24 protein-coding genes are annotated in these 23780 nt (G+C 61.4%); 12 read left to right on the top strand and 12 right to left on the bottom strand.

What is annotated here, in order from left to right; all coding sequences use genetic code 11:
- The first annotated feature begins 22 nt into the window (after positions 1-22).
- A complete protein-coding gene (locus PspS35_RS24960; protein WP_159937206.1) occupies positions 23-1126 on the top strand; it encodes an NADH:flavin oxidoreductase in 1104 nt (367 codons plus the stop codon).
- A gap of 376 nt (positions 1127-1502) precedes the next feature.
- Here the strand turns inward: PspS35_RS24960 and PspS35_RS24955 are convergent, their stop codons facing one another.
- Together PspS35_RS24955 and cysZ are read right to left on the bottom strand one after the other, a co-directional pair.
- The gene (locus tag PspS35_RS24955; protein WP_159937205.1) at positions 1503-2681 is read right to left on the bottom strand and encodes a glycosyltransferase family 1 protein; all 1179 of its coding nucleotides are present in this window, start codon (positions 2679-2681) and stop codon (positions 1503-1505) included.
- Between the two features lie 54 nt (positions 2682-2735).
- A complete protein-coding gene (gene cysZ / locus PspS35_RS24950; protein ID WP_159937204.1) occupies positions 2736-3500 on the bottom strand; it encodes a sulfate transporter CysZ in 765 nt (254 codons plus the stop codon).
- On the opposite strand from cysZ, the gene PspS35_RS30130 reads away from it, so the two are divergent.
- Together PspS35_RS30130 and trxB are read left to right on the top strand one after the other, a co-directional pair.
- Positions 3499-3654, top strand: a complete 156-nt coding sequence (locus tag PspS35_RS30130) for a hypothetical protein (RefSeq protein ID WP_174244838.1) — start codon at positions 3499-3501, stop codon at positions 3652-3654. The two genes, cysZ and PspS35_RS30130, sit on opposite strands and share 2 nt — an antisense overlap.
- Before the next feature lie 127 nt (positions 3655-3781).
- The gene (gene trxB, locus PspS35_RS24945; RefSeq protein ID WP_122488872.1) at positions 3782-4744 is read left to right on the top strand and encodes a thioredoxin-disulfide reductase; all 963 of its coding nucleotides are present in this window, start codon (positions 3782-3784) and stop codon (positions 4742-4744) included.
- Between the two features lie 63 nt (positions 4745-4807).
- On the opposite strand, the gene PspS35_RS24940 is transcribed toward trxB, so the two are convergent.
- From PspS35_RS24940 to PspS35_RS24915, 6 genes are read right to left on the bottom strand one after another with little or no spacing between them, the layout of a single operon-like run.
- A complete protein-coding gene (locus PspS35_RS24940; RefSeq protein WP_159937203.1) occupies positions 4808-5149 on the bottom strand; it encodes a HopJ type III effector protein in 342 nt (113 codons plus the stop codon).
- Positions 5142-5438: a DUF1244 domain-containing protein gene (locus PspS35_RS24935; protein ID WP_010206472.1), complete on the bottom strand. Its 297-nt coding sequence runs from the start codon at positions 5436-5438 to the stop codon at positions 5142-5144. Before PspS35_RS24935 ends, PspS35_RS24940 begins: the two co-directional genes overlap by 8 nt.
- A gap of 16 nt (positions 5439-5454) precedes the next feature.
- Positions 5455-5826 (bottom strand): dihydroneopterin triphosphate 2'-epimerase, encoded by a 372-nt coding sequence (gene folX / locus PspS35_RS24930; protein ID WP_003194073.1) that lies wholly within the window; start codon positions 5824-5826, stop codon positions 5455-5457.
- A gap of 2 nt (positions 5827-5828) precedes the next feature.
- Positions 5829-6389 (bottom strand): GTP cyclohydrolase I FolE, encoded by a 561-nt coding sequence (gene folE / locus PspS35_RS24925; RefSeq protein ID WP_159937202.1) that lies wholly within the window; start codon positions 6387-6389, stop codon positions 5829-5831.
- Positions 6390-6409: 20 nt separating this feature from the next.
- Positions 6410-7120, bottom strand: coding sequence for a dihydromonapterin reductase (gene folM / locus PspS35_RS24920; protein WP_159937201.1), 711 nt, complete (start codon positions 7118-7120; stop codon positions 6410-6412).
- A gap of 57 nt (positions 7121-7177) precedes the next feature.
- Positions 7178-7738, bottom strand: coding sequence for an antibiotic biosynthesis monooxygenase (locus PspS35_RS24915; protein WP_159937200.1), 561 nt, complete (start codon positions 7736-7738; stop codon positions 7178-7180).
- A gap of 214 nt (positions 7739-7952) precedes the next feature.
- On the opposite strand from PspS35_RS24915, the gene PspS35_RS24910 reads away from it, so the two are divergent.
- Positions 7953-8912: a MerR family transcriptional regulator gene (locus tag PspS35_RS24910; protein WP_159937199.1), complete on the top strand. Its 960-nt coding sequence runs from the start codon at positions 7953-7955 to the stop codon at positions 8910-8912.
- 2 nt (positions 8913-8914) lie between these two features.
- Here the strand turns inward: PspS35_RS24910 and PspS35_RS24905 are convergent, their stop codons facing one another.
- Positions 8915-9520, bottom strand: a complete 606-nt coding sequence (locus PspS35_RS24905) for a hypothetical protein (RefSeq protein ID WP_159937198.1) — start codon at positions 9518-9520, stop codon at positions 8915-8917.
- A 60-nt stretch (positions 9521-9580) separates the two neighbouring features.
- The gene (locus PspS35_RS24900; RefSeq protein ID WP_159937197.1) at positions 9581-10048 is read right to left on the bottom strand and encodes a PAS domain-containing protein; all 468 of its coding nucleotides are present in this window, start codon (positions 10046-10048) and stop codon (positions 9581-9583) included.
- A 128-nt stretch (positions 10049-10176) separates the two neighbouring features.
- Here PspS35_RS24900 and PspS35_RS24895 point away from each other — a divergent pair, with 128 nt between their 5' ends.
- The 7 genes from PspS35_RS24895 (at position 10177) to PspS35_RS24865 (ending at position 20157) form a co-directional block, all read left to right on the top strand.
- The gene (locus PspS35_RS24895) at positions 10177-10632 is read left to right on the top strand and encodes a flavodoxin (RefSeq protein WP_159937196.1); all 456 of its coding nucleotides are present in this window, start codon (positions 10177-10179) and stop codon (positions 10630-10632) included.
- Positions 10633-10831: 199 nt separating this feature from the next.
- Complete coding sequence (locus PspS35_RS24890) at positions 10832-11614, top strand: class II aldolase/adducin family protein (protein ID WP_159937195.1); 783 nt, start codon at positions 10832-10834, stop codon at positions 11612-11614.
- Positions 11614-12516 carry an alpha/beta fold hydrolase gene (locus tag PspS35_RS24885; RefSeq protein WP_159937194.1) on the top strand — a complete coding sequence of 301 codons (903 nt, stop codon included), beginning with the start codon at positions 11614-11616 and terminating at the stop codon, positions 12514-12516. Before PspS35_RS24890 ends, PspS35_RS24885 begins: the two co-directional genes overlap by 1 nt.
- Positions 12517-12634: 118 nt before the next feature.
- Complete coding sequence (locus tag PspS35_RS24880) at positions 12635-13546, top strand: SDR family oxidoreductase (RefSeq protein ID WP_159937193.1); 912 nt, start codon at positions 12635-12637, stop codon at positions 13544-13546.
- Between the two features lie 483 nt (positions 13547-14029).
- Entirely contained in the window at positions 14030-15808 is a 1779-nt protein-coding gene (locus PspS35_RS24875; protein ID WP_159937192.1) for a DUF1302 domain-containing protein, read from the top strand.
- A gap of 26 nt (positions 15809-15834) precedes the next feature.
- Positions 15835-17193: a DUF1329 domain-containing protein gene (locus PspS35_RS24870; RefSeq protein ID WP_159937191.1), complete on the top strand. Its 1359-nt coding sequence runs from the start codon at positions 15835-15837 to the stop codon at positions 17191-17193.
- A gap of 462 nt (positions 17194-17655) precedes the next feature.
- The gene (locus PspS35_RS24865) at positions 17656-20157 is read left to right on the top strand and encodes a LuxR C-terminal-related transcriptional regulator (protein ID WP_159937190.1); all 2502 of its coding nucleotides are present in this window, start codon (positions 17656-17658) and stop codon (positions 20155-20157) included.
- On the opposite strand, the gene PspS35_RS24860 is transcribed toward PspS35_RS24865, so the two are convergent.
- Positions 20154-21026: an AraC family transcriptional regulator gene (locus tag PspS35_RS24860; protein WP_159937189.1), complete on the bottom strand. Its 873-nt coding sequence runs from the start codon at positions 21024-21026 to the stop codon at positions 20154-20156. The two genes, PspS35_RS24865 and PspS35_RS24860, sit on opposite strands and share 4 nt — an antisense overlap.
- A gap of 138 nt (positions 21027-21164) precedes the next feature.
- Between PspS35_RS24860 and PspS35_RS24855 the strand changes: the two genes are divergently transcribed.
- Entirely contained in the window at positions 21165-22076 is a 912-nt protein-coding gene (locus PspS35_RS24855; RefSeq protein ID WP_159937188.1) for a DMT family transporter, read from the top strand.
- A 65-nt stretch (positions 22077-22141) separates the two neighbouring features.
- On the opposite strand, the gene norR is transcribed toward PspS35_RS24855, so the two are convergent.
- Positions 22142-23686, bottom strand: a complete 1545-nt coding sequence (norR, locus tag PspS35_RS24850) for a nitric oxide reductase transcriptional regulator NorR (protein ID WP_159937187.1) — start codon at positions 23684-23686, stop codon at positions 22142-22144.
- Between the last annotated feature and the right edge of the window lie 94 nt (positions 23687-23780).

Raw genomic sequence — 23780 nt, 5'->3', positions numbered from 1 at the left:
CTCGTCCCCGTGGAGTGCCCCCATGCCTGTCCAAGCCTTGTTCAAACCGTTCCAGCTCGGTGCACTGCAACTGTCGACCCGTGTGGTCATGGCGCCGATGACCCGCTCGTTTTCTCCGGGCGGTGTACCCAACGCCAACGTCATCGAATACTACCGTCGCCGCGCTGCCGCTGGCGTGGGCCTGATCATCACCGAAGGCACCGTGGTCGGTCACCAGGCCTCCAACGGCTACCCGAATGTCCCGCATTTCTACGGTGAGGCTGCGTTGGCCGGCTGGAAGAAGGTGGTCGACGCGGTGCATGCCGAGGGCGGCAAGATCGTCCCGCAGTTGTGGCACGTGGGCAGCGTGCGTCGTATCGGCACCGAGCCTGATGCCAGCGTGCCGGCTTATGGGCCGATGGAAAAACTCAAGGATGGCACTGTAGTCGTCCACGGCATGACCACCCAAGACATCAAGGACGTGATCAACGCCTTCGCCCAAGCTGCCAAAGATGCTCAAAGCATCGGCATGGATGGCGTGGAAATCCACGGCGCCCACGGCTACCTGGTCGATCAGTTCTTCTGGGAGGGCAGCAACCAGCGCACCGATGAATACGGCGGCAGCCTGGCCAACCGTTCGCGGTTTGCCATTGAGCTGATCCAGGCCACCCGCGCCGCTGTCGGCCCGGACTTTGCGATCATCTTGCGCTTCTCCCAGTGGAAGCAGCAGGACTACACGGCGCGTCTGGTGCAAACCCCCGAGGCGCTGGCTGAGTTTCTCAAGCCGTTATCTGAGGCTGGCGTAGATATTTTCCACTGCTCCACCCGCCGTTTCTGGGAGCCGGAATTCGACGGCTCCGATCTCAACCTGGCCGGCTGGACACGCCAGCTCACCGGCAAACCGACCATCACCGTGGGCAGCGTGGGTCTGGATGGCGAGTTCCTGCAGTTCATGGTCAACACCGATAAAGTCGCGCAGCCGGCCAGCCTGGAGAAACTGTTGGAGCGCCTGAACAACGATGAATTCGACCTGGTTGCAGTCGGCCGCGCTTTGCTGGTGGACCCGGATTGGGCCGTGAAGGTGCGTGAAGGCCGTGAGGGCGACATCCTGCCATTCAGTCGTGAGGCGTTGACGAGCCTGGTGTAACGGCCTCAGCTCCCTGTGATGTTCACAGGGGGCTGTGCAGCTTCAGTGGCTCAGTATTCCAGTGACTTCTTCAGCTCGTGGCTATGATCGGTCTTGTGCCCTTCTTTTCGCGTGGATTGGTCGTAGGTTGGCGGTTCGGCTCGGGATTGATCCAACCATTGTTGCTGACGCATCCACTCCGCCGTTGGCATGTTGACGCCATTGCGTATACCCATTCCATAAGTAGCCATCTTTGAATATCTCCATTTAATTTAAGAGTTCTGCCTCAACTGGCAGGTACCTTTAAGTGGTCGTTCGCCGCCAGCTGTTCCCTCATTTAAATACCCGGTAATGCTTGAGTGGAGGATGGTAAGGGCGCCACCAAACGGCCGTTGACTCAAGGTGTATAAGGCTCTGCTGGCATCACAAAATGCTCTGCGCAAACGCTGCGTAATTGGATTTCAAACTGCTCGATAATTGCCGGCCAACCCTGGCGGCTTGCATGTTGGCGCGCATTCAAGCGCATGCGGCGTAAACTCTCCGCATCCTCCAGCAGCCAGTTGGCGGCGTCACAAAACGCGTCCTCATCGCCTGGCATCGCCAGTACGCCGTTGTAGCCATGGCGAATATGCTGGGTCGCGGCTGCCTGATCGTAAGCCACCACACCCAGTCCCGAGGCCATTGCTTCCAGCACCACGTTGCCGAAGGTTTCGGTCAGGCTGGGGAACAGGAACACGTCACCGGACGCGTAGTGCCGCGCCAGTTCTTCACCGCGCAGGGTGCCGCAGAAAATCGCCTCGGGCAGTTCCTTTTCCATCGTCGCCCGTTGCGGGCCGTCGCCGACGATGATCAGTTTCATCTGGCGCAGTGGGTAGGTGTCTTGCAAGGTTTCGAAGCAGCGCTTGAGCAGCCCCAGGTTTTTTTCCTGTGCCAGGCGGCCCACATGCAGCACGGCGATTTGATCGTTAGTCAGCGCCCAGCTTTCACGCAACGCGTTATCGCGTTTGGCTGGGTGGAACAACTGGCTGTCTACACCGCGCGACAACATCCCCAGGCGCTCGAAATGGCGACGCTCCAGTTCCAGGCGCTGGCTGGCGCTGGGCACCAGGGTCAGGGTCGAGCGGTTGTGAAACCAGCGCAGGTAATGCGTCACCACGCGACTGAGCAGGCTCAAGCCGTACTGGTTCGAATACTGCTGGAAGTTGGTGTGAAAACCACTGACCACGCTGATGCCCAGGCGCCGCGCTGCACGCAATGCCGACAGCCCCAGCGGCCCCTCAGTGGCGATGTACAGCACGTCTGGGCGTTGCCGCGTCCAGCGTCGCAGTAACTTGTGCATCGACGACTGGCCCCATTGCAGGCCTGGATAGCCCGGTAACGGCCAGCCGCGACACAGCAGCAGGTCGGCGTCACTGGGACGGCTCTGGTCGGCGCCTTGGCGTGGGCGAACCAGCTCGACTTGATGGCCGCGTGCGCGCAAACCGTCGCACAGGCGACCAAGGGTATTGGCCACCCCGTTGATTTCCGGCGGGAAGGTTTCAGTGATCAGGGTGATGTGAAGCGAAGCTGTCGTCATGACCCACAGTGTCGCCGTGGGCCATGTCGTCATTGTGTCATCTGGATGATGGATTTATGACGGGGTCACCTTAGGTGTTTCCATGGCCTCGGCCCCTTGCTCACGCACCCAGAACAACGTGGCCCCGGCCACCGCTGCTGGCATCATCAGCAGGTTGACCACCGGCACCAACAGCACCAGGTAGACGATCCCGCCAAAGCTCATGCTTTGCCAGCGTTTCTGGCGCAGCCAGGCGAGCATTTCGTTCCAGCCCAGCTTGTGGTTGTCCGCCGGGTAGTCGATGTATTGGATCGCCATCATCCACACACCGAACAGCAACCACAGCGGCGCGGCGATCAGGTTCACCACCGGGATGAACGACAGGATAAACAGGCCAATCGCCCGCGGCAGGAAGTAACCCAGCTTGCGCATCTCCCGGGCCAGGGTGCGCGGGACCATCGCGATCAACTCGCCCCAGCTGAACGCCGGGAAGTCGTCGGTGCCACGCACTACCACTTCGACCTTCTCCGAGAGAAAGCCATTGAACGGCGCGGCGATGATATTGGCGAGCATGGTGAAGGTGAAAAACACCATCAGCACCACCAACACGACAAACAATGGCCACAGCAGGTAATTCAGAAAACTCAGCCAGCTTGGCAACGTCGGCATCAGGTGATCGACCCACAGGCTGAATTGATGGCCGGCGAAATAGATCAAGCCGACGAACAGCACGATATTGATCACCAGCGGCAGCAACACAAACAGACGCAAGCCTGGGCTCAACACCAGTTTGAGGCCTTCACGCAGGTATTGCGGGCCGGAAAGAGCAGGGGCAGGCATGGAGAACTCCGAGCAGGATGACGAACGCGCCGACCTTACCGGCTTTGTATCCCAGGCGAAAGCGGCGACATCAGCAGTAACAAACGCGTCGATTAACCGGGCTCAAAGCATAGAGACCGCCTATGAGCTGGATTGTTATTCCGTATTTCCTTAATCTTGCCCCCCTCTATACGCTGCACCCATTATTTTCAGGATCCGCGAGTTCAAGCCTTCCCCAAGTGCTTCGCGGTCCTTTTTTATTCCCGCCGCCTTGTAGTGCGGGCGGTCGATAGGAGCGAGTCATGTCTGATACCCGTCATTCGCGAGTGATTATTCTCGGTTCCGGCCCTGCCGGTTACAGCGCTGCTGTCTACGCTGCTCGCGCCAACCTCAAGCCGCTGCTGATCACCGGCATGCAGGCGGGCGGTCAGTTGACCACCACCACCGAAGTCGACAACTGGCCGGGCGACGTCCACGGCCTGACCGGCCCGGTGCTGATGGAGCGCATGAAAGAGCACGCCGAGCGCTTTGAGACCGAGATCGTGTTTGATCACATCAACCAGGTCGACTTCTCGAAAAAGCCTTACAGCCTGACCGGCGACAGCGGTGTGTACACCTGTGACGCGCTGATCATCGCCACTGGCGCCAGCGCTCGTTACCTGGGCCTGCCATCGGAAGAAGCGTTCATGGGCAAGGGCGTTTCGGCCTGCGCGACCTGCGACGGTTTCTTCTACCGCAACAAGCCCGTCGCAGTCGTCGGCGGCGGCAACACGGCGGTGGAAGAGGCGCTGTACCTGGCCAACATCGCCAGCACTGTGACCCTGGTTCACCGTCGCGAGACCTTCCGCGCCGAGAAGATCCTGATCGACAAGCTGCACGCCCGTGTGGCCGAAGGCAAGATCATCCTCAAGCTCAACGCCACCCTGGACGAAGTCCTGGGCGACAACATGGGCGTGACCGGTGCGCGCCTGAAGAACAACGACGGCAGCTTTGACGAGCTGACTGTCGACGGCGTGTTCATCGCCATCGGCCACACCCCGAACACGTCGCTGTTCGAAGGCGTGCTGGAAGCCAAAGACGGTTATTTGGTGGTGCAGGGCGGCCGTGAAGGCAATGCGACTGCCACCAACATCGAAGGCATCTTCGCTGCCGGCGACGTGGCTGACCATGTGTACCGCCAGGCCATCACCTCGGCCGGCGCCGGTTGCATGGCAGCACTGGATGCCGAGCGTTACCTCGATGGCCTGCAGAACGCTTCGTTCTAACCAGCGCCACAAAAAAATGTGGGAGGGGGCAAGCCCCCTCCCACATTTTGATCTGCGTCTGACTTAGGATTTGCGGGCCAGGGGCTGCGCGCTGAATTTCACGCCGGCCAGGCCATTGGCAATCAATGCCCGAATATTGCCGTGGTCGCTGCCCTCAGGCGTCGCCAGCACCGAGCGGTAATGCTCACCAAACGCCAGCAGCGCTTGCTGATCACTCAAGCCTTCCAGTACCGCCAAGCCCAAAGTCTTGCACGACCCTTCATTTTGCCCGGCCGCGTTTTCCACCGCGCCGTTGGTGAAGGCTTGCGGCTGGTAGTCATAACCGGCGGCAATAAACGCCAGGGTATCGGCAAAAACGTGTTCGCCGCTGTTGAGGCTGGCGCGCAGGGTGTTCAAATCAGTCATGGGTTTTTCCTTTGGCGAACGCCGCCTGTTGGTCGGCGCTGGCTTCTTTCTGGTATTGGGCTTTCCACTCGGCGTACGGCATGCCGTACACCACTTCACGGGCGTCATCGAGGCTCAGCTCGATCTGGCGCTCATCGGCCTCGGCCTTGTACCACTTCGACAAGCAGTTGCGGCAGAACCCGGAGAGGTTCATCAGGTCGATGTTCTGCACATCCTTGCGGCTGTCCAGGTGTGCTACCAGCCGGCGAAAGGCGGCGGCTTCGAGTTCGAGGCGTTGTTGGTCGTTCATAGGGTTCACTTAATGGTCAGCGGCTGGCCGCCAGGGTGATCGAAACCGATTCGGCAAAGCGCAGTGCATGGGGCTTGTCTACTTCGACTTCGGCATACAGCACCGACTCATTGCTCATCACCAGGTCCAGCAACTCCTGGGTCAGGCGCTCCAGCAGGGCGAAGCGGTTGCCTTCCACATGGGCGATGATCGCCTTGGTGATGGTGCGGTAGTTCAGCGCGTGGTCGATGTCGTTGTCGCGTACCGCCTCTTGGGCGGCATACAGGATGGTCAGGTTGATCAGCACATCCTGCTTGTTGAGGATCTCGTCCTCATTGATGCCGATGAAGGTGCGCAGGCACAGGTCCTTGACCCGGATGCGCGCCATGCCTGGTTGAAGTTGTGGCATTGCTACTTGCTCCGTCCAATCAATTGCAGGAACTCCATGCGCGTGGTGTTCGACTCGCGGAACGCGCCGAGCATCACGGAGGTGTTCATGGTTGAATTCTGTTTTTCCACGCCGCGCATCATCATGCACATGTGCTTGGCTTCGATCACCACTGCCACGCCAGCGGCCTGGGTCACGTCCTGGATGGCGTCGGCGATCTGCCGCGTGAGGTTTTCCTGGATCTGCAGGCGTCGGGCGAACATGTCGACGATGCGCGCCAGCTTGGATAGGCCCAGCACTCTGCCGGTCGGAATATAGGCCACATGGGCCCTGCCGATAAAGGGCAGCAAGTGGTGTTCGCACAGCGAATACAGTTCGATGTCCTTGAGGATCACCATCTCGTCATTATCGGATGCGAACAGCGCACCGTTGACGATTTCCTCAAGGTTCTGCGCGTAGCCATGACACAGGTACTGCATGGCCTTGGCAGCGCGCTTGGGGGTGTCGAGCAAGCCTTCGCGCTCCGGGTCTTCACCCAGGCCTTTGAGGATCTCGCGGTAGTGTTGGGGCAGGGATAAGGTCATACAACATCCTCACAAACGGCTTACTTGATATGCCGCCCGCCGTTGACGGTCAGGGTGGTACCGGTGACGTAGGGGTTGTCCAGCAGGTAACGCACGCTCTGGTAAATCACTTCCGGGCCTGGCTCTATGCCCAGGGCCGACTTGGCCAGCACCTTGGCGCGGTAGGCGGCGGCGTCGCCTTCGTTGAACATCACCATCGCCGGGGCGATGCCGTTGACCTTGATCAGCGGCGCGAACTGCGCGGCAAACGACAGCGTAAGGCTGTCGAGCCCGGCCTTGGTGGCGCAGTAGGCGATGTGCTGGGCGCTGCCCTTGCGTACCACGTCATCGCTGATATGCACGATGTCGGCAGGTGTTGAGCGTTGCAGCAGGGGTGAACAATGCAGGTTGATCAGGTACGGCGCAAGCATGTGTACGCTGAACATGTCGCTGAAGGCACGGCTTTCGTCACCCGGTGTTTCCGCGACCCAGGCTGACGCATTGTGGATGATTGCGCGCAGGCTTTGAGTGTGGGTGTTCAGTTCAGCGATAAACGCCAGGATTCCAGCTTCATTGGAAAAGTCGGCAAACACGCCGATCGCACCGCGTTCGCGCAGGGCCTGCACGCCGGGACGTTCGCTGCGGTAGCTGAAGATCACCGGCTGGCCTTCGTCCAGCAGTCGCTGGGCGCAATGCAGGCCGACACGTTGGCCGGCGCCGGTGATCAGGATCGGGGCGTTCGTTGCAGTCATGGGAGGCTCGCGTCGCTGGCAGGCGCAAATCATACCAGCGACGGGTCGCCCCTGTACTCACGCCGCCGCTTCGGTGGCCTTGCGCGGTGTTGGCGCGGGGTGCAGCCAGTTCGCCAACAGGTGGGTCGACAGCGGGATGAACCAGTAAACCATCAGCGGCGTGAGTGCCATCGTGCTGACCAGTACCCGAGGCAGCAGGTCCAACCCGTTGAGCAGTGGGCCCAATACAAAGTTGAACAGCAGCGACACCGGGAAAAACGCCAGCCAGATCGCCACCGCCTGCTTCCAGCGCGGTGGGCGTGCGCCCGCAGCACCAAACCAGCCATCGATGCCACGCACGCGATGCTCGGACGGGTCGGCAAACAGATCGCTGCCACGGCTCAGCCACGCCCCCCGGGAGGCGGAAAACTCCCAAGCGTGCAGGGTCTTCTCATCAGCGAAGCGGAAAATGATCTGGAATTCGTCATCGTTGGGCGGCGGCGCAAGTACGCCAGAACCCAGGTAGCCAGGGAAATCGGTGGCCAATTGCTCGCCTTCGCGCAGCCAGGCCATCAGTTCTTCGTAGCGCCCTTTGGCCACGCGGCGCGCAACCATCAAGGTGACGGGAGAGGTAGACATTGTGTATCTCCAAATGTACGGGTGCGCTGGACCGGGTAGGTGGCACACAGACGAAGCTGCGGGGTGTTGCAGCAACGTAGAAAAAACAGGCAAGGATTATTCCTGTTTTGTCGCAATACACCAGCGGCATTGGTCAGAAATGTACAGACCTTGAAAAGGACAGATGTAAAAGCGTTAAATGAGCGCCCGACTACCGCCGGTTTTTTGGTGTCAAATGCACGTAATTACTGCTCCCATTGATAGCCTTTCGCTTCTGGATTCAACTGGTTCCCCGGAGCTGTTTCCAATCCGTGAAGTATCAAGACTGACAGGCGTCAACCCGGTTACCCTGCGTGCCTGGGAGCGGCGTTATGGGCTGATCCAGCCCGCACGCACCGAAAGTGGGCATCGCCTTTATTCCAAGGCCGATATTGAGACCGTTAATCGCATCCTTGATTGGATCGAGCGTGGCGTCGCAGTGAGCAAGGTCGGCAAGATTCTCGCCCACGACGATCAGCAGGCCGAAGTGGTTCGCGCTGAGCGTGACACCCGTGAAGCGGCCGAGTGGCCGCAGTGGCGCGCGCGGTTGATGAGCGCCGTCAGCGCCTTTGATGATCGCCAGTTGGAGAGCCTGTACGGCCAGGTTGTTGCCACCTATCCTCTCAACGTGGCGTTTCAGGACATCCTGATGCCTCTCTGGAACGAGCTATTGCGCCACCAGGGCCGCTTCGGCCAGGCCAGCGAATGGCTGTTTTTCGACGCCTTCCTGCGTGTACAGACTTTCATGCGACTGCACGTTGCGACGGTGTCGCCTGCGCCTCGGGTATTGCTGAGCGCCATGCCCGGCGAATGCCGCAAACTGGAGCTGCTGGTGGCAGCGTTGTTGATGAGTCGCGATGACCTGGCCGTGAAAGTGCTGGGCATGGGCCAGCCGTTTGATGAGCTGACCCTGGTGTGTGAAAAAACTCACTCCCAGGCGCTGATCATCTTCTCCAACCACGCCCACAACCTTGAGCTGGCCGGACGCCTCAATCGCCTGGCGTTGACCCTCGACTGCCCACTGTTTATTGCCGGTGCGGCGTCGGACCTGGCGCAGACCGCGCTGGCAGGGACCTCCGTCGGCTGCCTGGGCAGCGAAGGGCGGCAGATGCAGCGCCGCTTGCAGCAGTTTCTCAGCGGTAGCCTGGATACCTGATCTCAGGCGTGCATCTGCGGGTGCACCAGACGGTGCTGATGCAGGATGAACTGGCGCAGGCGCTCGATCTCATCGGCATCGCTTTGGCTCAGGCGATAGGCAAACAAACCCCGCGCTGTTTCGCGCTCGAATGCGCCGCGCAACGCGATGCGCTCGTAGCCGGACGGGCTGAACCACAGGGAAAAAGTCTTGGGTGGTTTGATCCGGCCGCGAATCTCCACCAGCACGCCCTTGAATGACACCTCATGCACCCACAGCGCGCCCGCCGAGCCCTTGATGTTCTCCAGGGCCACCGGTGCTTCCAGCGCCAGGCGCCAGGCGCGGATCACCGGGCCGTCTTCGAAAATACTCGGCACCCCCAGACGCAGATGCACCGCATTGAACTCGTCCTCCACCAGGTGCAGGGGGAACGTCAGCTGCTGGTTGTCGAACTGCGCCTGGATGGTGACGTGGTCGTGGGCGGCCAAGCGGGTAAGCAAGTCGCGAATCTGCGCACCGCCGTTGACGGTCAGGCTCGACGAAGCATCCCGCAGGTTCAGTTGCGGGTTGTGCTGCATGTTCTGAATGAAATCCAGCTCATCCTGGGTCAGAAGCGCATTGCGTTGCATCGTGCTTGCTCAGTAGGGAGGGCATTAAAGTGCCATTATCCGCTCTTACGGCCGCTTTTTCTAAATTTTGTTCAGTCCGCTTGTCGCCTTGAGCGCTGCCAGTTCGGCTTTGACCTGGGCCAGTTCCTTCTCCAACTGCGCGACACGTTGCTGGGCCTTGACCTGCAGCGTGACGTCTTTTTGGACGCCGACAAAATAAGTCTGCTTGTCGGCCTCGTTGTATACCGTTGAAAGCGACAGTTCGTTCCAGAAGTGGCTGCCGTCCTTGCGGTAATTGCGCAGGGTTTCCCGGCATGAGCCGCCACTCTCCAAGGCCTCCCGAATAGCCATCAGGGCCGGCTGGTCGCGGTCACCCGATTGCAGGAAGCGGCAATCCTGATAGAGGATTTCATCCAGGGTGTAACCGCTCAGCCGTTCGAACGCCGGGTTCACGTAAATCAGTGGTTTGTCCTTGCCTTCGCGTTCAGCGACGACGATGCCGTCGTTGGAAGCGTTGATGACTAGTTGCATCAGCTTGGCGTTAATCATTGAGCGGTCCATGGCTTGATTTTGGAATCAGCAGTTTATGGCAACTTCAGAATGTTGCACGGCGTGCCCCGAAATATTTGCACCGCTGTTAATATCCCACGCTTTCACTCAGCTACAGGATCAGATTGATGAAAGTCGCCATCCTTTCCGGCTCGGTCTACGGCACGGCTGAAGAAGTCGCTCGCCACGCCGCCGGCATCCTCAATGCCGCCGGTTTTGAAGCCTGGCACAACGCACGCGCGACCCTGGCGGATGTGCAGGCGTTTGCCCCCGAGGCCTTCCTGGCCGTGACGTCCACCACCGGCATGGGTGAATTGCCGGATAACCTGCAACCGCTGTATTCGACGATTCGCGACCAATTGCCTGCCGCCTGGCGCGGCCTGCCCGGCGCGGTGATCGGCCTGGGCGACGCCAGCTACGGCGACACCTTTTGTGGCGGCGGCGAGCAGATGCGTGAGTTGTTCGCCGAGTTGGGCGTACGCGAAGTGCTGCCGATGCTGCGCCTGGACGCCAGTGAAAGCGTCACCCCCGAAGCCGACGCCGAGCCCTGGCTGGCCGAGTTGGCCACTGCGCTGCGCGCCTGACCGAGCCGCTGCGACAGTTTGCAGCGCGTTTATTGACGGCGTCTCTTTGACGCCGTTTACACATATTTAAACTATTCTCCTAGCTGACTCGTACGGTCATCAAGCTGGCTGCGAAGGAAACTCCTTGTGCCAGGGTGTCTGACTAGACTGGCCCATCACTCGAAAAAATAATAAGAAGTGCGCCAAGGAGGTCGTTGCCGTGAGCCTAGCCCCCGTCGTATCGCCACAGAATGTCAAAGACCAGGTGAGTGCTGCCGAGTGGCAAGCCCGTGTCGACCTGGCGGCGTGCTATCGCCTAGTGGCGCTGCATGGCTGGGACGACCTGATCTTTACCCACATCTCGGCCAAGGTGCCGGGCACCGATGATTTCCTGATCAACCCCTACGGGCTGATGTTCCACGAGATCACCGCGTCGAGCCTGGTCAAGGTTGACCAAGCCGGCAACAAGCTGATGGACAGCCCCTACGAGATCAACCCGGCGGGCTACACCATCCACAGCGCCATCCATGAAGTGCGCCACGATGTCACCTGCGTGCTGCACACCCACACCGCTGCCGGTGTGGCGGTGGCGGCGCAAAAGCAGGGTGTGCTGCCGATCAGCCAGCAATCGATATTCGTGCTGTCGAGCCTGGCCTATCACGCCTATGAAGGCGTGGCGCTGAACCACGAAGAGAAGGCGCGCCTGCAGGCCGACCTGGGTGACAACAACTTCCTCATGCTGCACAACCACGGTCTGCTGACCTGTGGCGGCACCATCGCCGACACGTTCCTGATGATGTTCACCTTCCAGCGTGCCTGCGATATCCAGGTGCTGGCGCAAAACGGCGGCGCTGAATTGATCGCCATTGGCCCGCAGATTCTTGCGGGCGCCAAGGCCATGGTCGCTGCTGTCACAAAGAGCGCCCAAGGTATGGGAGGCGCGCTGGCCTGGCCGGCGTTGCTGCGCAAATTGGATGCTCAAGACCCAGGGTATAAAAGCTGATGCCACTCGCCGAGATCCCGCTCAGAGCCTGGCGCAAACGCGGCCAGAGTTTCGACTTTCGCGGTCGCTCCATCCGCTACTGGGTGGCGGGGCAGGGCGAGCCGTTGCTGCTGATCCATGGCTTTCCTACCGCCAGTTGGGACTGGCATTACCTGTGGCAGCCCCTGGCCCAGCACAACCTGGTCATCGCCTGCGACATGCTCGGTTTTGGCGATTCGGCCAAGCCGCTGGACCATGGTTATTGCCTGCTGGAACAGGCGGATTTGCAGCAAGCCCTGCTCGAACACCTGCGCGTAGAACAGCCCGTGCACGTGCTGGCCCATGATTACGGTGACAGCGTCGCCCAGGAACTGTTGGCGCGGCACTATGAAGGCCGGTTCCAGATGGCCAGTTGCGTGTTCCTCAACGGCGGGCTGTTCCCGGAAACCCATCGCCCGGCGCTGGTGCAAAAACTGCTGCTCAGCCCATTGGGCTGGATGATCGGCCGCGCGTTCGGGCGCAATGCCCTGGCCGACAGTTTCAGCCAGATTTTCGGCCCCAACACCCGCCCCAGCGAAAGCGCCCTCGATGATTTCTGGAGCCTGATCGACTGCAACGATGGCACGCGCATCCTGCACAAACTGATCGCCTACATTCCCCAACGCCGACGCCTGCGTGACCGCTGGGTGGCGGCGATGCAGAAGGAGGATGTGCCGTTACGGGTGATCGACGGCGAGATCGACCCGATTTCCGGCGCCCATATGGTGGAGCGTTACCGCCAATTGGTGCCCCATGCCGACACGGTGCTGCTGGCCAATATCGGGCACTACCCGCAGATCGAGGCACCCGTGCAGGTACTCAAGCATTACCTGGCGTTTCGTGATCGGATTGGGCTGTCCACGCCGCGCTTGGCTTATTCCTGAGCCATAGGATCATCCCCCAGCCTTATCGAGCACCATTCAGCCCTGGCCGACTTTATTGTGACCAGCGGCTGGGTGCCTGACACTCGACCCATTCCCATTGTCGCCATTGGAGTTCGGTATGCGTGAGTCAGTGCAGTTCCAGGATAAGGTCGTGATCGTCACCGGTGCCGGCGGCGGATTGGGCCGGGCCCATGCGCTGTTGTTCGCTAAACATGGGGCCAAGGTACTGGTCAACGACCTCGGCGGTTCCACCCAGGGCGAAGGCGCCAATGCGTCGGCCGCCGACCGGGTGGTGGCCGAGATCCGCGAAGCCGGCGGGATCGCCGAAGCCAACCACGACTCTGTCACCGACGGTGACAAGATTGTGCAGAACGCCCTCGACGCCTTTGGCCGCATCGACGTGGTGGTCAACAACGCCGGCATCCTGCGCGACAAGACCTTCCACAAAATGGAGGACGCCGACTGGGACCTGGTTTACCGGGTGCATGTCGAAGGCGCCTACAAAGTCACCCGCGCCGCCTGGCCCCACCTGCGGGAGCAAGGCTATGGCCGGGTGATCTTCACCGCGTCCACTTCGGGGATCTACGGCAACTTCGGCCAGTCCAACTACGGCATGGCCAAGCTGGGCCTGTATGGCTTGACCCGCACCCTGGCGTTGGAAGGGCGCAAGAACAACATCCTGGTCAACGCCATCGCCCCCACCGGCGCCACGCGCATGACCGAAGGCCTGATCCCGCCGCAGGTGTTCGAACGCCTCAAGCCGGAGCTGGTCAGCCCGCTGGTGGTGTATCTGGGCAGCGAGGCGTGCCAGGAAACCTCGGGGTTGTTTGAAGTGGGCGGCGGCTGGATCGGCAAGACCCGCTGGGAACGCAGCCTGGGCGTGGGCTTTGATCCCGAGGCCGGTTTTTCACCGGACGATGTGGCTGCGCATTGGCAGCAGATCTGTGACTTCGAAGGGGCGGCCCACCCCAAGGACAACATCGAGGCCTTGAAGGAAATGATGGCCAACTTGCAAAAATACAGCCTGTAATCGTTGCTTTAAAAAGCTTGAATCCTACGGGGCGCTGACAGCGCCCCGTTTTATTTTTGGCATAAAAAAGGCCGCTGCAAACGCAGCGGCCGAAGTCAGACGTTGGATCAAGGAGCGACAAATCAACGTCAGTGAACACCGATAACAGATTGATAAAAGGCATCAATCCATTTGAATCTGGCTTTTCTCCCGGTTGTGGAAGCGGGCCGTTTGCCCTGAAAGCCCAGCAAGAATAGTCGTTTGTAACAGCATGAGTAATAGCGTTTCACGACATGCACTGTTGTCAAAACTGCAACAGTTTCCAAGCTCGCCATCCATGTCCCTGATAACCCGCCATCCACCCGGTCCATGCCCCCGCCCAGACCCAGGCCAGAGCGCCCGGTAATCCTTTCGAGCGACAACGCGAATCCCTCCTTGGTGCGCTTATCGCTCCTGATGCGCGGCAGTAGGGTGGGGCCTTCTGTCACTCACCGGGGAAGACGCATGACAAAAACAACAATGCGCGCCATCTTCACGCCACAGGCGCTGGCCGCTGCGGTTGCCTTGGGTTGCTGTGCCCAGGCTCAGGCTGTTTCGTTCAATATTGGCGAAATCGAAGGGCAATTCGATTCGTCGTTGTCGGTGGGGTCGAGTTGGGGCATGCGCGATGCCGACAAGAGCCTGGTCGGTACCGTCAATGGCGGCACAGGCCAGGCTTCCACGGGGGATGACGGGCGACTCAACTTCAAGAAGGGCGAGACCTTTTCGAAAATCTTCAAGGGCCTGCACGACCTGGAACTCAAGTACGGCAACACCGGTGTGTTCGTGCGTGGCAAGTATTGGTACGACTTCGAACTCAAGGACGAAGACCGCGAGTTCAAGCAGATCAGCGACCACAACCGCAAGGAAGGCGCCAAGTCCAGCGGCGCGCAGATCCTCGATGCCTTCGTCTACCACAACTACTCACTGGGCGACCTGCCGGGCACCGTGCGCGCAGGCAAGCAGGTGGTCAGTTGGGGCGAAAGTACCTTCATCGGCAACTCCATCAACAGCATCAACCCGATTGACGTGTCGGCGTTCCGCCGGCCCGGTGCCGAGATCAAGGAAGGCCTGATCCCGGTGAACATGCTGTTTGCGTCCCAGAGCCTGACCAACCAACTGACTGTGGAAGGGTTCTATCAGTTGGAATGGGACCAAACCGTGCTGGACAACTGCGGCACGTTCTTTGGTGGGGATGTGGCGGCAGATGGTTGCACCGGTAACTACACCGTAGCCAGCCCTGGGATCGCGCCGCTGCAGTCGATTGCAGCGGACCGCGGCCAGGGTTTTGTGGTGACTCGCGAGGGTGTGGTGGTACAGCGTGCCGGCGACCGTGATGCTCGGGATTCCGGTCAGTTTGGGGCGGCTTTGCGTTGGCTGGGTGACGACACCGAGTACGGTTTGTACTTCATGAATTACCACAGCCGCACACCCACCGTGGGCACCATCACCAACAACACCACGGCGCAAACCATCGGTGGCATCGCCGCCGCCGCGGGAGGTTTCGGGCAGGCCCTGGCCCAGAGCACCATGCTCGGCCGTGGCCAGTACTATCTCGACTACCCGGAAGACATCCGCCTGTTCGGCGCGAGCTTCTCCACCACCTTGCCCACCGGCACCGCGTGGACCGGGGAAATCAGCTACCGGCCCAATGCCCCGGTGCAGTTGAACACCACCGACTTGACATTGGCTTTGATCAATCCGATCGCCGGCCAACTCGCTTCACCCATCCGCAGCAACTTCGGTGACGACAACAAGGGCTACCGCCGCAAGGAAATCACTCAGATCCAAAGCACCATGACCCAGTTCTTCGACCAGGTCCTCGGCGCCGAACGCCTGACCCTGGTGGGCGAGGCGGCCGTCGTGCACGTGGCGGGCCTGGAGGACAAATCCAAACTGCGTTACGGCCGTGATTCGGTCTACGGCGCCTACGGTTTCCAGGGTGACACCGACGGTTTTGTCACCTCCACCTCCTGGGGCTACCGCGCGCGGGCGATCCTCGACTACAACAACGCCATCTTCGGGGTGAACCTCAAGCCCAACCTGTCCTGGTCCCATGACGTCGCCGGCTACGGCCCCAACGGGATCTTCAACAAAGGCGCCAAGGCCATCAGCGTCGGCGTGGATGCGGACTACCGCAGCACCTACACCGCCAGCCTCAGCTACACCGACTTCTTTGGTGGCGACTACAACACCCTGACCGACCGCGACTTCCTCGCCCTCAGCTTCGGCGTGAACTTCTGATTTGGCTTAAAGAAGGACAAGAACCTATGCGTAAGACAATTGCAGTGTTGGCCCTGAGTTTGTTGGCCGCCCACGTGATGGCAGCCGTATCGCCGGAAGAAGCGGCCAAGCTGGGCACCACCCTCACGCCAGTCGGCGCCGAAAAAGCTGGCAATGCCGACGGCTCGATCCCGGCCTGGACCGGCGGCATCCCGAAAAACGCCGGCGCGGTGGACAGCAAAGGCTTTCTGGCCGACCCGTTCGCCAGTGAAAAACCGCTGTTTGTGATCACCGCCGCCACCGTCGACAAGTACAAAGACAAACTCTCCGACGGCCAAGTGGCGATGTTCAAGCGCTACCCCGAGACGTACAAGATCCCGGTGTACCCAACCCATCGTACGGTCAACCTGCCAGCGGACATTTACGAATCGATCAAGCGCAGCGCGCTCAACGTCAAGGCGATCAACGACGGCAACGGCCTGGAAAACTTCACCGGCAACCGCTACTACGCGTTCCCGATTCCGAAGAATGGCGTGGAAGTGCTGTGGAACCACATCACCCGTTATCACGGCGGCAACCTGCGCCGCATCATCACCCAGGCCACCCCGCAGACCAACGGCAGCTACACGTCGATCCGCTTCGAAGAAGAAGTGGCGGTGCCCCAAGCGATCCCGGATATCGACGCGGCCAAGGCGGCCAACGTGCTGAGCTATTTCAAGCAATCGGTCACCGCCCCGGCGCGCCTGGCCGGCAACGTGCTGCTGGTGCACGAAACCCTCGATCAGGTGAAGGAGCCTCGCCTGGCGTGGATCTACAACGCCGGCCAGCGTCGCGTGCGCCGTGCGCCGCAAGTGTCCTATGACGGACCGGGCACTGCGTCCGACGGCCTGCGCACCACCGACAACTTCGACATGTTCTCCGGCGCTCCCGACCGCTACGACTGGAAGCTGGTGGGCAAGAAAGAGATGTACATCCCCTACAACAGCTACAAGCTCGACTCGCCGAGCCTCAAGTACGACGACATCATCAAGGCCGGCCACATCAACCAGGACCTGACCCGCTACGAACTGCACCGCGTGTGGGAAGTGGTCGGCACGGTCAAGCCGAGTGAACGGCACATCTACGCCAAGCGCCACATGTACATCGACGAAGACAGCTGGCAAGTCGCGCTGGTGGATCACTACGACGGTCGCGGCCAACTGTGGCGCGTCGCCGAAGGCCATGCGCAGTTCTACTATGACCACCAGGTGCCGGCCTATACCGTCGAAACCCTCTACGACCTGATCGCCGGGCGCTATCTTGCGCTGGGTATGAAGAACGAAGAGAAGAGCAGCTTCGTGTTCGGCTTCGCCGCCAAGGCAGCGGACTACACCCCGGCAGCGTTGAGGGCGGACGGCGTACGCTGATCTTGGATCGAAGCGCAGTCAACATGTGAGAGGGGGCTTGCCCCCGATGAGCATGGGTATCTACACAACTTCCAGTGAATACGGAATCTATGGCAATCAGGCTTCTGTGGTGAGCGGGCTTGCCCCGCGCTGGGCTGCGAAGCGGCCCCTAAAACGTTCACCTCGACTGATTCTGGCACTCTGCGGTGACCTTATTGGGGCTGCTGCGCAGCCCAGCGCGGGGCAAGCCCGCTCACCACAGAGTGATGTGTCAGCCTTTAAGAGTTGTGTAGATAGCTATGCCCCGATGAGGGAGTATCAGTTACTGGATTGGTTGACTGATACACCGCCATCGGGGGCAAGCCCCCTCCCACTTCTGTGCATGGCCTTCAATCACCCTGCTGAATACTTCTTCAACAACCCCCCGCCACAGGACTAGGGTACGCATCAGGTTGCATAACAATAAAAACGCAGGATGCAGCAATGACTGCCATGACACGCTGCCTGGACCGTCCTGGATTCATGCCAAGGCTGTCCGCCCATCACTTGCTGCGCCCGCGCCTGGCCGCGCCGTTGCTGGCGGCGCCGGTGCGCGTCAAGTTGTTGTGCGCCCCCGGCGGCAGCGGCAAGAGTGCGTTGCTCGCCGAATGCGCGTTGCAGGCGTCTGCGGGTTGCCAGGTGTATTGGCTACCGCTCAATGGCGCCGCTCTCAGCCCCCTCGATCTCTGCCAGCGCCTGGCGCAAAACCTGGGCCTGACGTTTACCGACGAACCCACATTGCTGCTGGAGCTCAGCCGTTGGCAGGCGCCGGCGTGGCTGTTCCTCGATGATTTTTGCCGCTTGCCCAACCCCGGCACCGATGCCTTGCTCGACCGTCTGCTCACCGTCAGCAGCCCGGCCCTGACGTGGTGGCTGGGCGCTCGACGGCGTCCGGCGTGCAACTGGCCGCGGCTGCTGCTCGACGATGAATTGCTGGAGTGTGGCGCCGAATTGGCCTTTAGCTCGATGGAAATCCAGGCGTTACTCAGCCATGCGCCGGCTCAGTCCGTCGACAGCGTGCTGCAGTTCAGCGCCGGTTGGTGCGCGGGTGTGCGCATCGCCTTGCTGGGCGATGGTCATCCCGACAAGACATTGCTCGACTACCTGCAACATGAACTGTTCAGCACGCTGCCGCCGGAGCTGGCCGAGGCGTGGCGTGTGCTGGCCCATCTGCCGCGCTTCAATACCGGCCTGTGCGAACACCTCTTCGGCGCGGGCGACGGTGGCCAGTACCTGCGGGACTTGCAGGCGCTCGGCGCATTTATCCAGCCGTGGGAAGACACCGACTGGCTGCAGGTTTTCCCACCGCTGGCGCAACTGATGCACGACGAACCCTGGCCAGCCAAACGCTCCTGGCATCGACGCGCGTGCCAATGGTTTTGCGCCGAACAGGACTGGCAAGCCGCCTTCGAACAGGCGCTGCTCGCCGAAGAATATGAAATGGCGGTCAGCCTGTTGCAGCACTTCAGCTTCGAGGACCTGTTCCGCCAGCAGAATGCTGTCTTGCTGTTGCGCCTGCATGAGCAGCATGGCGATGAATTGATGCTCGGTTCGGCGCAACTGGTGGGGCTGGTGACGGCCGCGTTGTTGTTCGCCGGGCGCTTCGAACAGGCCGCCGCGTGCATCGACCAGTTGGCGCGGTTTGCCCCGCAACCCACGGCAGCGCAGCAGCGTTATTTACTGGCGCGCTGGCAGGCCCAGTGGGGTTGGTTGCTGCACCTGAGTGGCGATGCCGAGGGCGCCCGTCTGCATTTTCTTGAGGCATTGCAAGCCTTGCCCGACAGCGCCTGGACGTCGCGGCTGATGTGCTTGTCGGGCCTGACCCAACAAGCCCTGCTGCGCGGTGAGCTGGATGTGGCCCAAGGCTTGAGCCGTGACGCGCTGTGCCTGGCACGCGCCCATGGTTCGTTGCTGCTGGAGGCGTTGCTGGAGCTCGATCACGCGCAATTGCTGGAACAGCGCGGTGCCCCGTATCGGGCGCAAAGCCTGCTGGAAACGGTGCAGGCGATGTTGCTCCAGCAGCGGCTCAAGGCCGGGCCACTGGTGGGGCGCATTGCCTTGCGACGCGGGCACCTGGCCTTGCGCCAGGGCCAAGACAGCCTGGCCGCCGAGTGTTTCGAGACTGGTTTGAAGATGTGCCTGCACAGCCAGGATAAACGCGTGCTGTACGGGTTTCTCGGCCTGGCGTTGCTGGCCGCCAACCGGGGCGATTACGCCCAGGCGTTTATCCAGTTGCGCGAGGCCGAGCGGCTGATGCAGCAACGCCAGGTGCCAGATACCGTGTACCGCGCGGTGCTGCTGTTGGTCAGCGGGCATTTCTGGTTGCAGCAGGGCCGCGCCGAATTGACCGTGGAAGCGGTGCGTCGCGTGCTGCGCCATTTCCGTGGACCCCAGGCCAAACAAGCGCCGCCAGCCACCCTGGAACTGATTCCGCGCCTGGAATACCTGCTGGTGCTGGCCCAGGTGAAACTGGGCTGCGCCGAGCAACCCTTGGAGCGCCTCAGTGCCTTGCTGGAAACCACCCACCAGCGCGGCATGCTCTGCCTGGAAACCGAACTGCACCTGGTGCTGGGCGAAGTCGCCTGGCAACTGGGCGACGCCGCCCTGGCGCGCCGTTCACTGCAAAGCGGGCTGGAACTGGCCGGGCGTTGCCAGGTGCAACAAGCGATTCGCGAGCTGCGCTTGCGCTCGCCGGGGTTGCTCAGCGAGCTGGGCCTGGAACCTCAGGCATGCCCCTCGGGTGTGGTGGAAAACCCCTTGAGTCAGCGCGAGTTGGAAGTGCTGCAGTTGATCGCACTGGGCAGCTCCAACCTGGAAATCGCCGACCGGCTGTTTATTTCGCTGCACACCGTCAAGACTCACGCGCGGCGCATCCACAGCAAGCTGGGTGTGGAGCGGCGTACCCAGGCGGTGGCCAAGGCCAAGACGCTGGGCTTGATGGTCTAGATGAACGCTTGGCGGTAGTCGCCCGGCGTGGCGCCCATGGCCTGGCGGAAGCGATGGGTGAAGTGGCTGGCGCTGGAGAAACCGCACAGTAAGGCAATTTCGCCCAGGGGCAGGGCACCGCTGCGCAATAGGTGTTGCGCCCGTGTGAGCCGGCGCGCCAACAGGTATTGATGGGGCGGCAGGCCGAAGCTCTGGCGGAACATCCGTGCGAAGTGGTATTCCGACAGCGCGCACAGGCCGGCCAATTGCCCGAGGCTGATCGGCTCTTCCAGGTGTTGGTCGATGTAGTCCACCAACAGCCGTCGCTGGTACGCCGCCAGCCCGCCTTTCAAACGCAAACCCTCGCGGGCGCCCACTTGGCTGAGCAAGGTGTGGCTGAGCATTTCATGGGCCAGGCTGCTGGTCAGCAAACGCTCGCCGGGCTCGTGCCAGTTGAGGGCGATCAACTGGTGGAAGCGTTGTGCAAGGCGTCCGTCTTCCAGGAAGGTGCTTTCCCGCAGTTCCAGCGTGCGTGGCTCACGGTCGAGCAGGGTGACGCAGCCCAAGGCAAATTGTTCCGGGCTGAAATACACATGGGCCAGGCGGACTTCACCGTTGATCACCCAGGCGGACTGGTGTTCGGCGGGCAGGATGCACAGCTTGTCGGGCCCGCCCTTGGTGCCCGGCTGGTCACGCCGGAACGTGCCGGTGCCGCCGCCGACGTAGCAGGACAAGGTGTGATGGCTGGGCGCCTGGTAATCCTGGGAATCGTGATGGTTGCTCCACAAGGCCGCCGACAAGCCGTCACCGAGCTCGGCGCAGGCCTCAAGGCGTGCGTTGGGCGAGCGGTTAAGGGCTTGAAAGACTTGCAGGGATTCCAGATCTGACATGGCGTGTGTTCTCCGACGCCTTGCATCCTACTCCGCACGGCTGGCGCTGTGAGCCCATCACCCGACAAAAGCGCAAGAATGTGCAAGAACGTGGCGCCGGTTGAGGGCGACACTGTGGCTCAACCGATGGAGCCCGTTATGAACCTTTCCCTGTATTTACTCACCGTGCTGATCTGGGGCACCACCTGGATCGCCCTCAAATGGCAACTGGGCGTGGTGGCGATTCCCGTGTCCATCGTCTATCGCTTCGGCTTGGCGGCGCTGGTGTTGTTTGCGCTGTTGCTGCTCAGCCGCAAGTTGCAGGTGATGAACCGGCGCGGGCATCTGATCTGCCTGGCCCAGGGGTTGTGCCTGTTCTGCGTCAACTTCATGTGCTTCCTGACTGCCAGCCAGTGGATCCCCAGCGGCCTGGTGGCGGTGGTGTTTTCCACGGCCACGCTATGGAATGCGCTGAACGCCCGGGTATTTTTCGGCCAGCGGGTGGCGCGCAATGTGTTGATGGGCGGCGGTCTCGGCCTGGCGGGGTTGGGCCTGTTGTTCTGGCCAGAGCTCGTGGGGCACACCGCCAGCCCGCAGACGTTGCTGGGCCTGGGCTTGGCGCTGCTGGGGACGATGTGTTTCTCGGCGGGCAATATGCTGTCGAGCCTGCAACAGAAGGCCGGCCTGAGGCCGCTGACCACCAATGCCTGGGGCATGTTGTACGGAGCCTTGATGCTGGCGACCTACTGTCTGGTGCGCGGCATTGCGTTTGAGATGGACTGGAGCGCACGTTACCTCGGTGCGCTGTGGTACCTGGTGATTCCGGGGTCGGTGATTGGGTTTACCGCTTACCTGACGTTGGTAGGGCGCATGGGGCCGGAGCGTGCGGCGTATTGCACGGTGCTGTTCCCGGTGGTCGCGCTGAATGTGTCGGCGTTTGCCGAAGGTTACCAGTGGACCGCACCGGCGCTGGCGGGGTTGGTGCTGGTGATGCTGGGGAATGTGTTGGTGTTTCGTAAGCCCAAGGTGGCTCAGCCGGTGAATCCGATCCTTCAGGCAAAGCAGGTCTAGTGTGGGAGGGGGCCAGCCCCCTCCCACATTTCCTGCATTTCATACAGTTGGCCGAGTTGTCCTTGCTATTTCAGTCCGAGGCGCTTGGCCATACGACCGAGGTTGGCGCGGTCCAGGCCCAGTTCGCGGGCGGCGCTGGCCCAGTTGTGCTGGTGGCGCTCCAGGCAGGCGTTGATCACTTGGCGCTGGTAGGCCTCTGTGGCCTGGCGCAGATCGCCGGTAACGGCCAAGGCTGTTTCTGCCGGTGCTTCGATCATCGGCGCGCTGACATCGGGCAAGTCCAGATCCAGGGCGCTCAAGCTCAGAATCCTCGGCCGTTCGCGACTGTTACCCAGGGCTTTCAACGCGCTGCGTCCGATCAAATGCTCCAGCTCGCGCACATTGCCCGGCCAGTTATAGGCCAGCAGCGCCGCCTGGGCGTCGCTGCTCAGGCGCAGACTGCCCAGCCCCATGCGTGAGCGGTTCTGTTCGAGGAAGTAGCCCGCCAGCAGCAATACATCACGCCCGCGCTCGCGCAAGGCCGGCACTTGCAGTGGGTACACGCTCAGGCGGTGGTAGAAGTCGGCGCGGTAGCGGCCGTTGCGCACTTCGTCGGCGAGGTCGCGGTTGGTGGCGGCGATCAGGCGCACGTCCACGTGGTGCTCCTTGTCCGAGCCCAGGCGCTGCAACTGGCCGCTTTGCAGCACCCGCAGCAACTTGGCCTGCACGGCCAGCGACAGTTCACCCACTTCATCCAGGAACAAGGTGCCGCCATTGGCCAGTTCGAACTTGCCCCGGCGCTCGTTCAGCGCGCCGGTGAAGGCCCCGCGGACGTGGCCGAACAACTCGCTTTCCACCAGGGTTTCCGGCAGGGCGGCGCAGTTGAGGCTGATCAACGGTTTATCCGCCCGGGACGACGCGGCGTGGATGGCCTGGGCCACCAACTCTTTGCCCACCCCGGTTTCGCCGGTGATCAGCACGGTGAGGTCGCTGCCGCCCACCAGTTTGATTTCTTCGACCAGACGCTTGTGGGTCTTGCTCTGGCCGATCATTTCCTTGTGCTGCTGGCCGCTGGCCTGGCGATAGATCTCGGCGCGTTGGTGTTCGTCCTCGGCGCGCAGGGCCAGGCGCTCGATGCGTTCGGCTGCGTTGACGGTGGCCGCGGCGAGGCTGGCGAAGGCTTGCAGGGCATCCAGTTCAACCCGTTCGAAGCGCTCGGTGTCGAGGGCGTCCAGGGTCAGCAGGCCCCAGGGCTGGTCGTCGACGAACAATGGGCAACCCATGCAGTCGTGGACTTGCAGGTGCCCGTGGAGGCCATCGACCAGGCCGTCGTAGGGGTCGGGCAATTCGCTGTCACTGTCGAAGCGCGTCGGGCCGGGGCTGCCCAGCAGTACGGCGAAGCGCGGGTGCTCGCTGACCTTGAAGCGCCGGCCCAGGGTGTCGGCGCTCAAGCCGTCGACCGCCAGGGGCACCAGCCATTCCCCGTCCAGGCGTAACAACGCGGCAGCATCGCACGGCAGCAGGGCGCGCATGGCTTGCAGCAGACGGCGGTAACGTTCGCCCTCGGGCAGGTCGCGGGACAGGTCGGCGACTAGCGGCAGCAGGGTGGTGAGCAGCGATTGCGCAGTCATAATGACTCCTTGTAGTCCTTATGACTATAAAGTGTAGGAGGTCATACTGACTACATTTAAATTAAGTCATTGAAAAAATAACGATTTATAAGTT

It is taken from the genome of Pseudomonas sp. S35, assembly GCF_009866765.1.
Taxonomy (GTDB): domain Bacteria; phylum Pseudomonadota; class Gammaproteobacteria; order Pseudomonadales; family Pseudomonadaceae; genus Aquipseudomonas.
The sequence above is the reverse complement of the archived record's forward strand: the minus strand, read 5'-3'. Positions and strand labels throughout refer to the sequence as shown.

Coding starts and splice junctions, on each gene's coding strand:
- PspS35_RS24915 (WP_159937200.1), bottom strand. CDS start 7,738: ATGTCTACCTCTCCCGTCACCTTGATGGTTGCGCGCCGCGTGGCCAAA.
- norR (WP_159937187.1), bottom strand. CDS start 23,686: ATGACTGCGCAATCGCTGCTCACCACCCTGCTGCCGCTAGTCGCCGAC.
- PspS35_RS24855 (WP_159937188.1), top strand. CDS start 21,165: ATGAACCTTTCCCTGTATTTACTCACCGTGCTGATCTGGGGCACCACC.
- PspS35_RS24885 (WP_159937194.1), top strand. CDS start 11,614: ATGCCACTCGCCGAGATCCCGCTCAGAGCCTGGCGCAAACGCGGCCAG.
- PspS35_RS30130 (WP_174244838.1), top strand. CDS start 3,499: ATGGAGAACTCCGAGCAGGATGACGAACGCGCCGACCTTACCGGCTTT.
- PspS35_RS24860 (WP_159937189.1), bottom strand. CDS start 21,026: ATGTCAGATCTGGAATCCCTGCAAGTCTTTCAAGCCCTTAACCGCTCG.
- folM (WP_159937201.1), bottom strand. CDS start 7,120: ATGACTGCAACGAACGCCCCGATCCTGATCACCGGCGCCGGCCAACGT.
- PspS35_RS24960 (WP_159937206.1), top strand. CDS start 23: ATGCCTGTCCAAGCCTTGTTCAAACCGTTCCAGCTCGGTGCACTGCAA.
- PspS35_RS24900 (WP_159937197.1), bottom strand. CDS start 10,048: ATGATTAACGCCAAGCTGATGCAACTAGTCATCAACGCTTCCAACGAC.
- PspS35_RS24935 (WP_010206472.1), bottom strand. CDS start 5,438: ATGAACGACCAACAACGCCTCGAACTCGAAGCCGCCGCCTTTCGCCGG.
- PspS35_RS24870 (WP_159937191.1), top strand. CDS start 15,835: ATGCGTAAGACAATTGCAGTGTTGGCCCTGAGTTTGTTGGCCGCCCAC.
- PspS35_RS24955 (WP_159937205.1), bottom strand. CDS start 2,681: ATGACGACAGCTTCGCTTCACATCACCCTGATCACTGAAACCTTCCCG.
- PspS35_RS24880 (WP_159937193.1), top strand. CDS start 12,635: ATGCGTGAGTCAGTGCAGTTCCAGGATAAGGTCGTGATCGTCACCGGT.
- folE (WP_159937202.1), bottom strand. CDS start 6,389: ATGACCTTATCCCTGCCCCAACACTACCGCGAGATCCTCAAAGGCCTG.
- PspS35_RS24865 (WP_159937190.1), top strand. CDS start 17,656: ATGACTGCCATGACACGCTGCCTGGACCGTCCTGGATTCATGCCAAGG.
- PspS35_RS24875 (WP_159937192.1), top strand. CDS start 14,030: ATGACAAAAACAACAATGCGCGCCATCTTCACGCCACAGGCGCTGGCC.
- PspS35_RS24940 (WP_159937203.1), bottom strand. CDS start 5,149: ATGACTGATTTGAACACCCTGCGCGCCAGCCTCAACAGCGGCGAACAC.
- trxB (WP_122488872.1), top strand. CDS start 3,782: ATGTCTGATACCCGTCATTCGCGAGTGATTATTCTCGGTTCCGGCCCT.
- PspS35_RS24895 (WP_159937196.1), top strand. CDS start 10,177: ATGAAAGTCGCCATCCTTTCCGGCTCGGTCTACGGCACGGCTGAAGAA.
- PspS35_RS24905 (WP_159937198.1), bottom strand. CDS start 9,520: ATGCAACGCAATGCGCTTCTGACCCAGGATGAGCTGGATTTCATTCAG.
- PspS35_RS24910 (WP_159937199.1), top strand. CDS start 7,953: ATGCACGTAATTACTGCTCCCATTGATAGCCTTTCGCTTCTGGATTCA.
- folX (WP_003194073.1), bottom strand. CDS start 5,826: ATGCCACAACTTCAACCAGGCATGGCGCGCATCCGGGTCAAGGACCTG.
- cysZ (WP_159937204.1), bottom strand. CDS start 3,500: ATGCCTGCCCCTGCTCTTTCCGGCCCGCAATACCTGCGTGAAGGCCTC.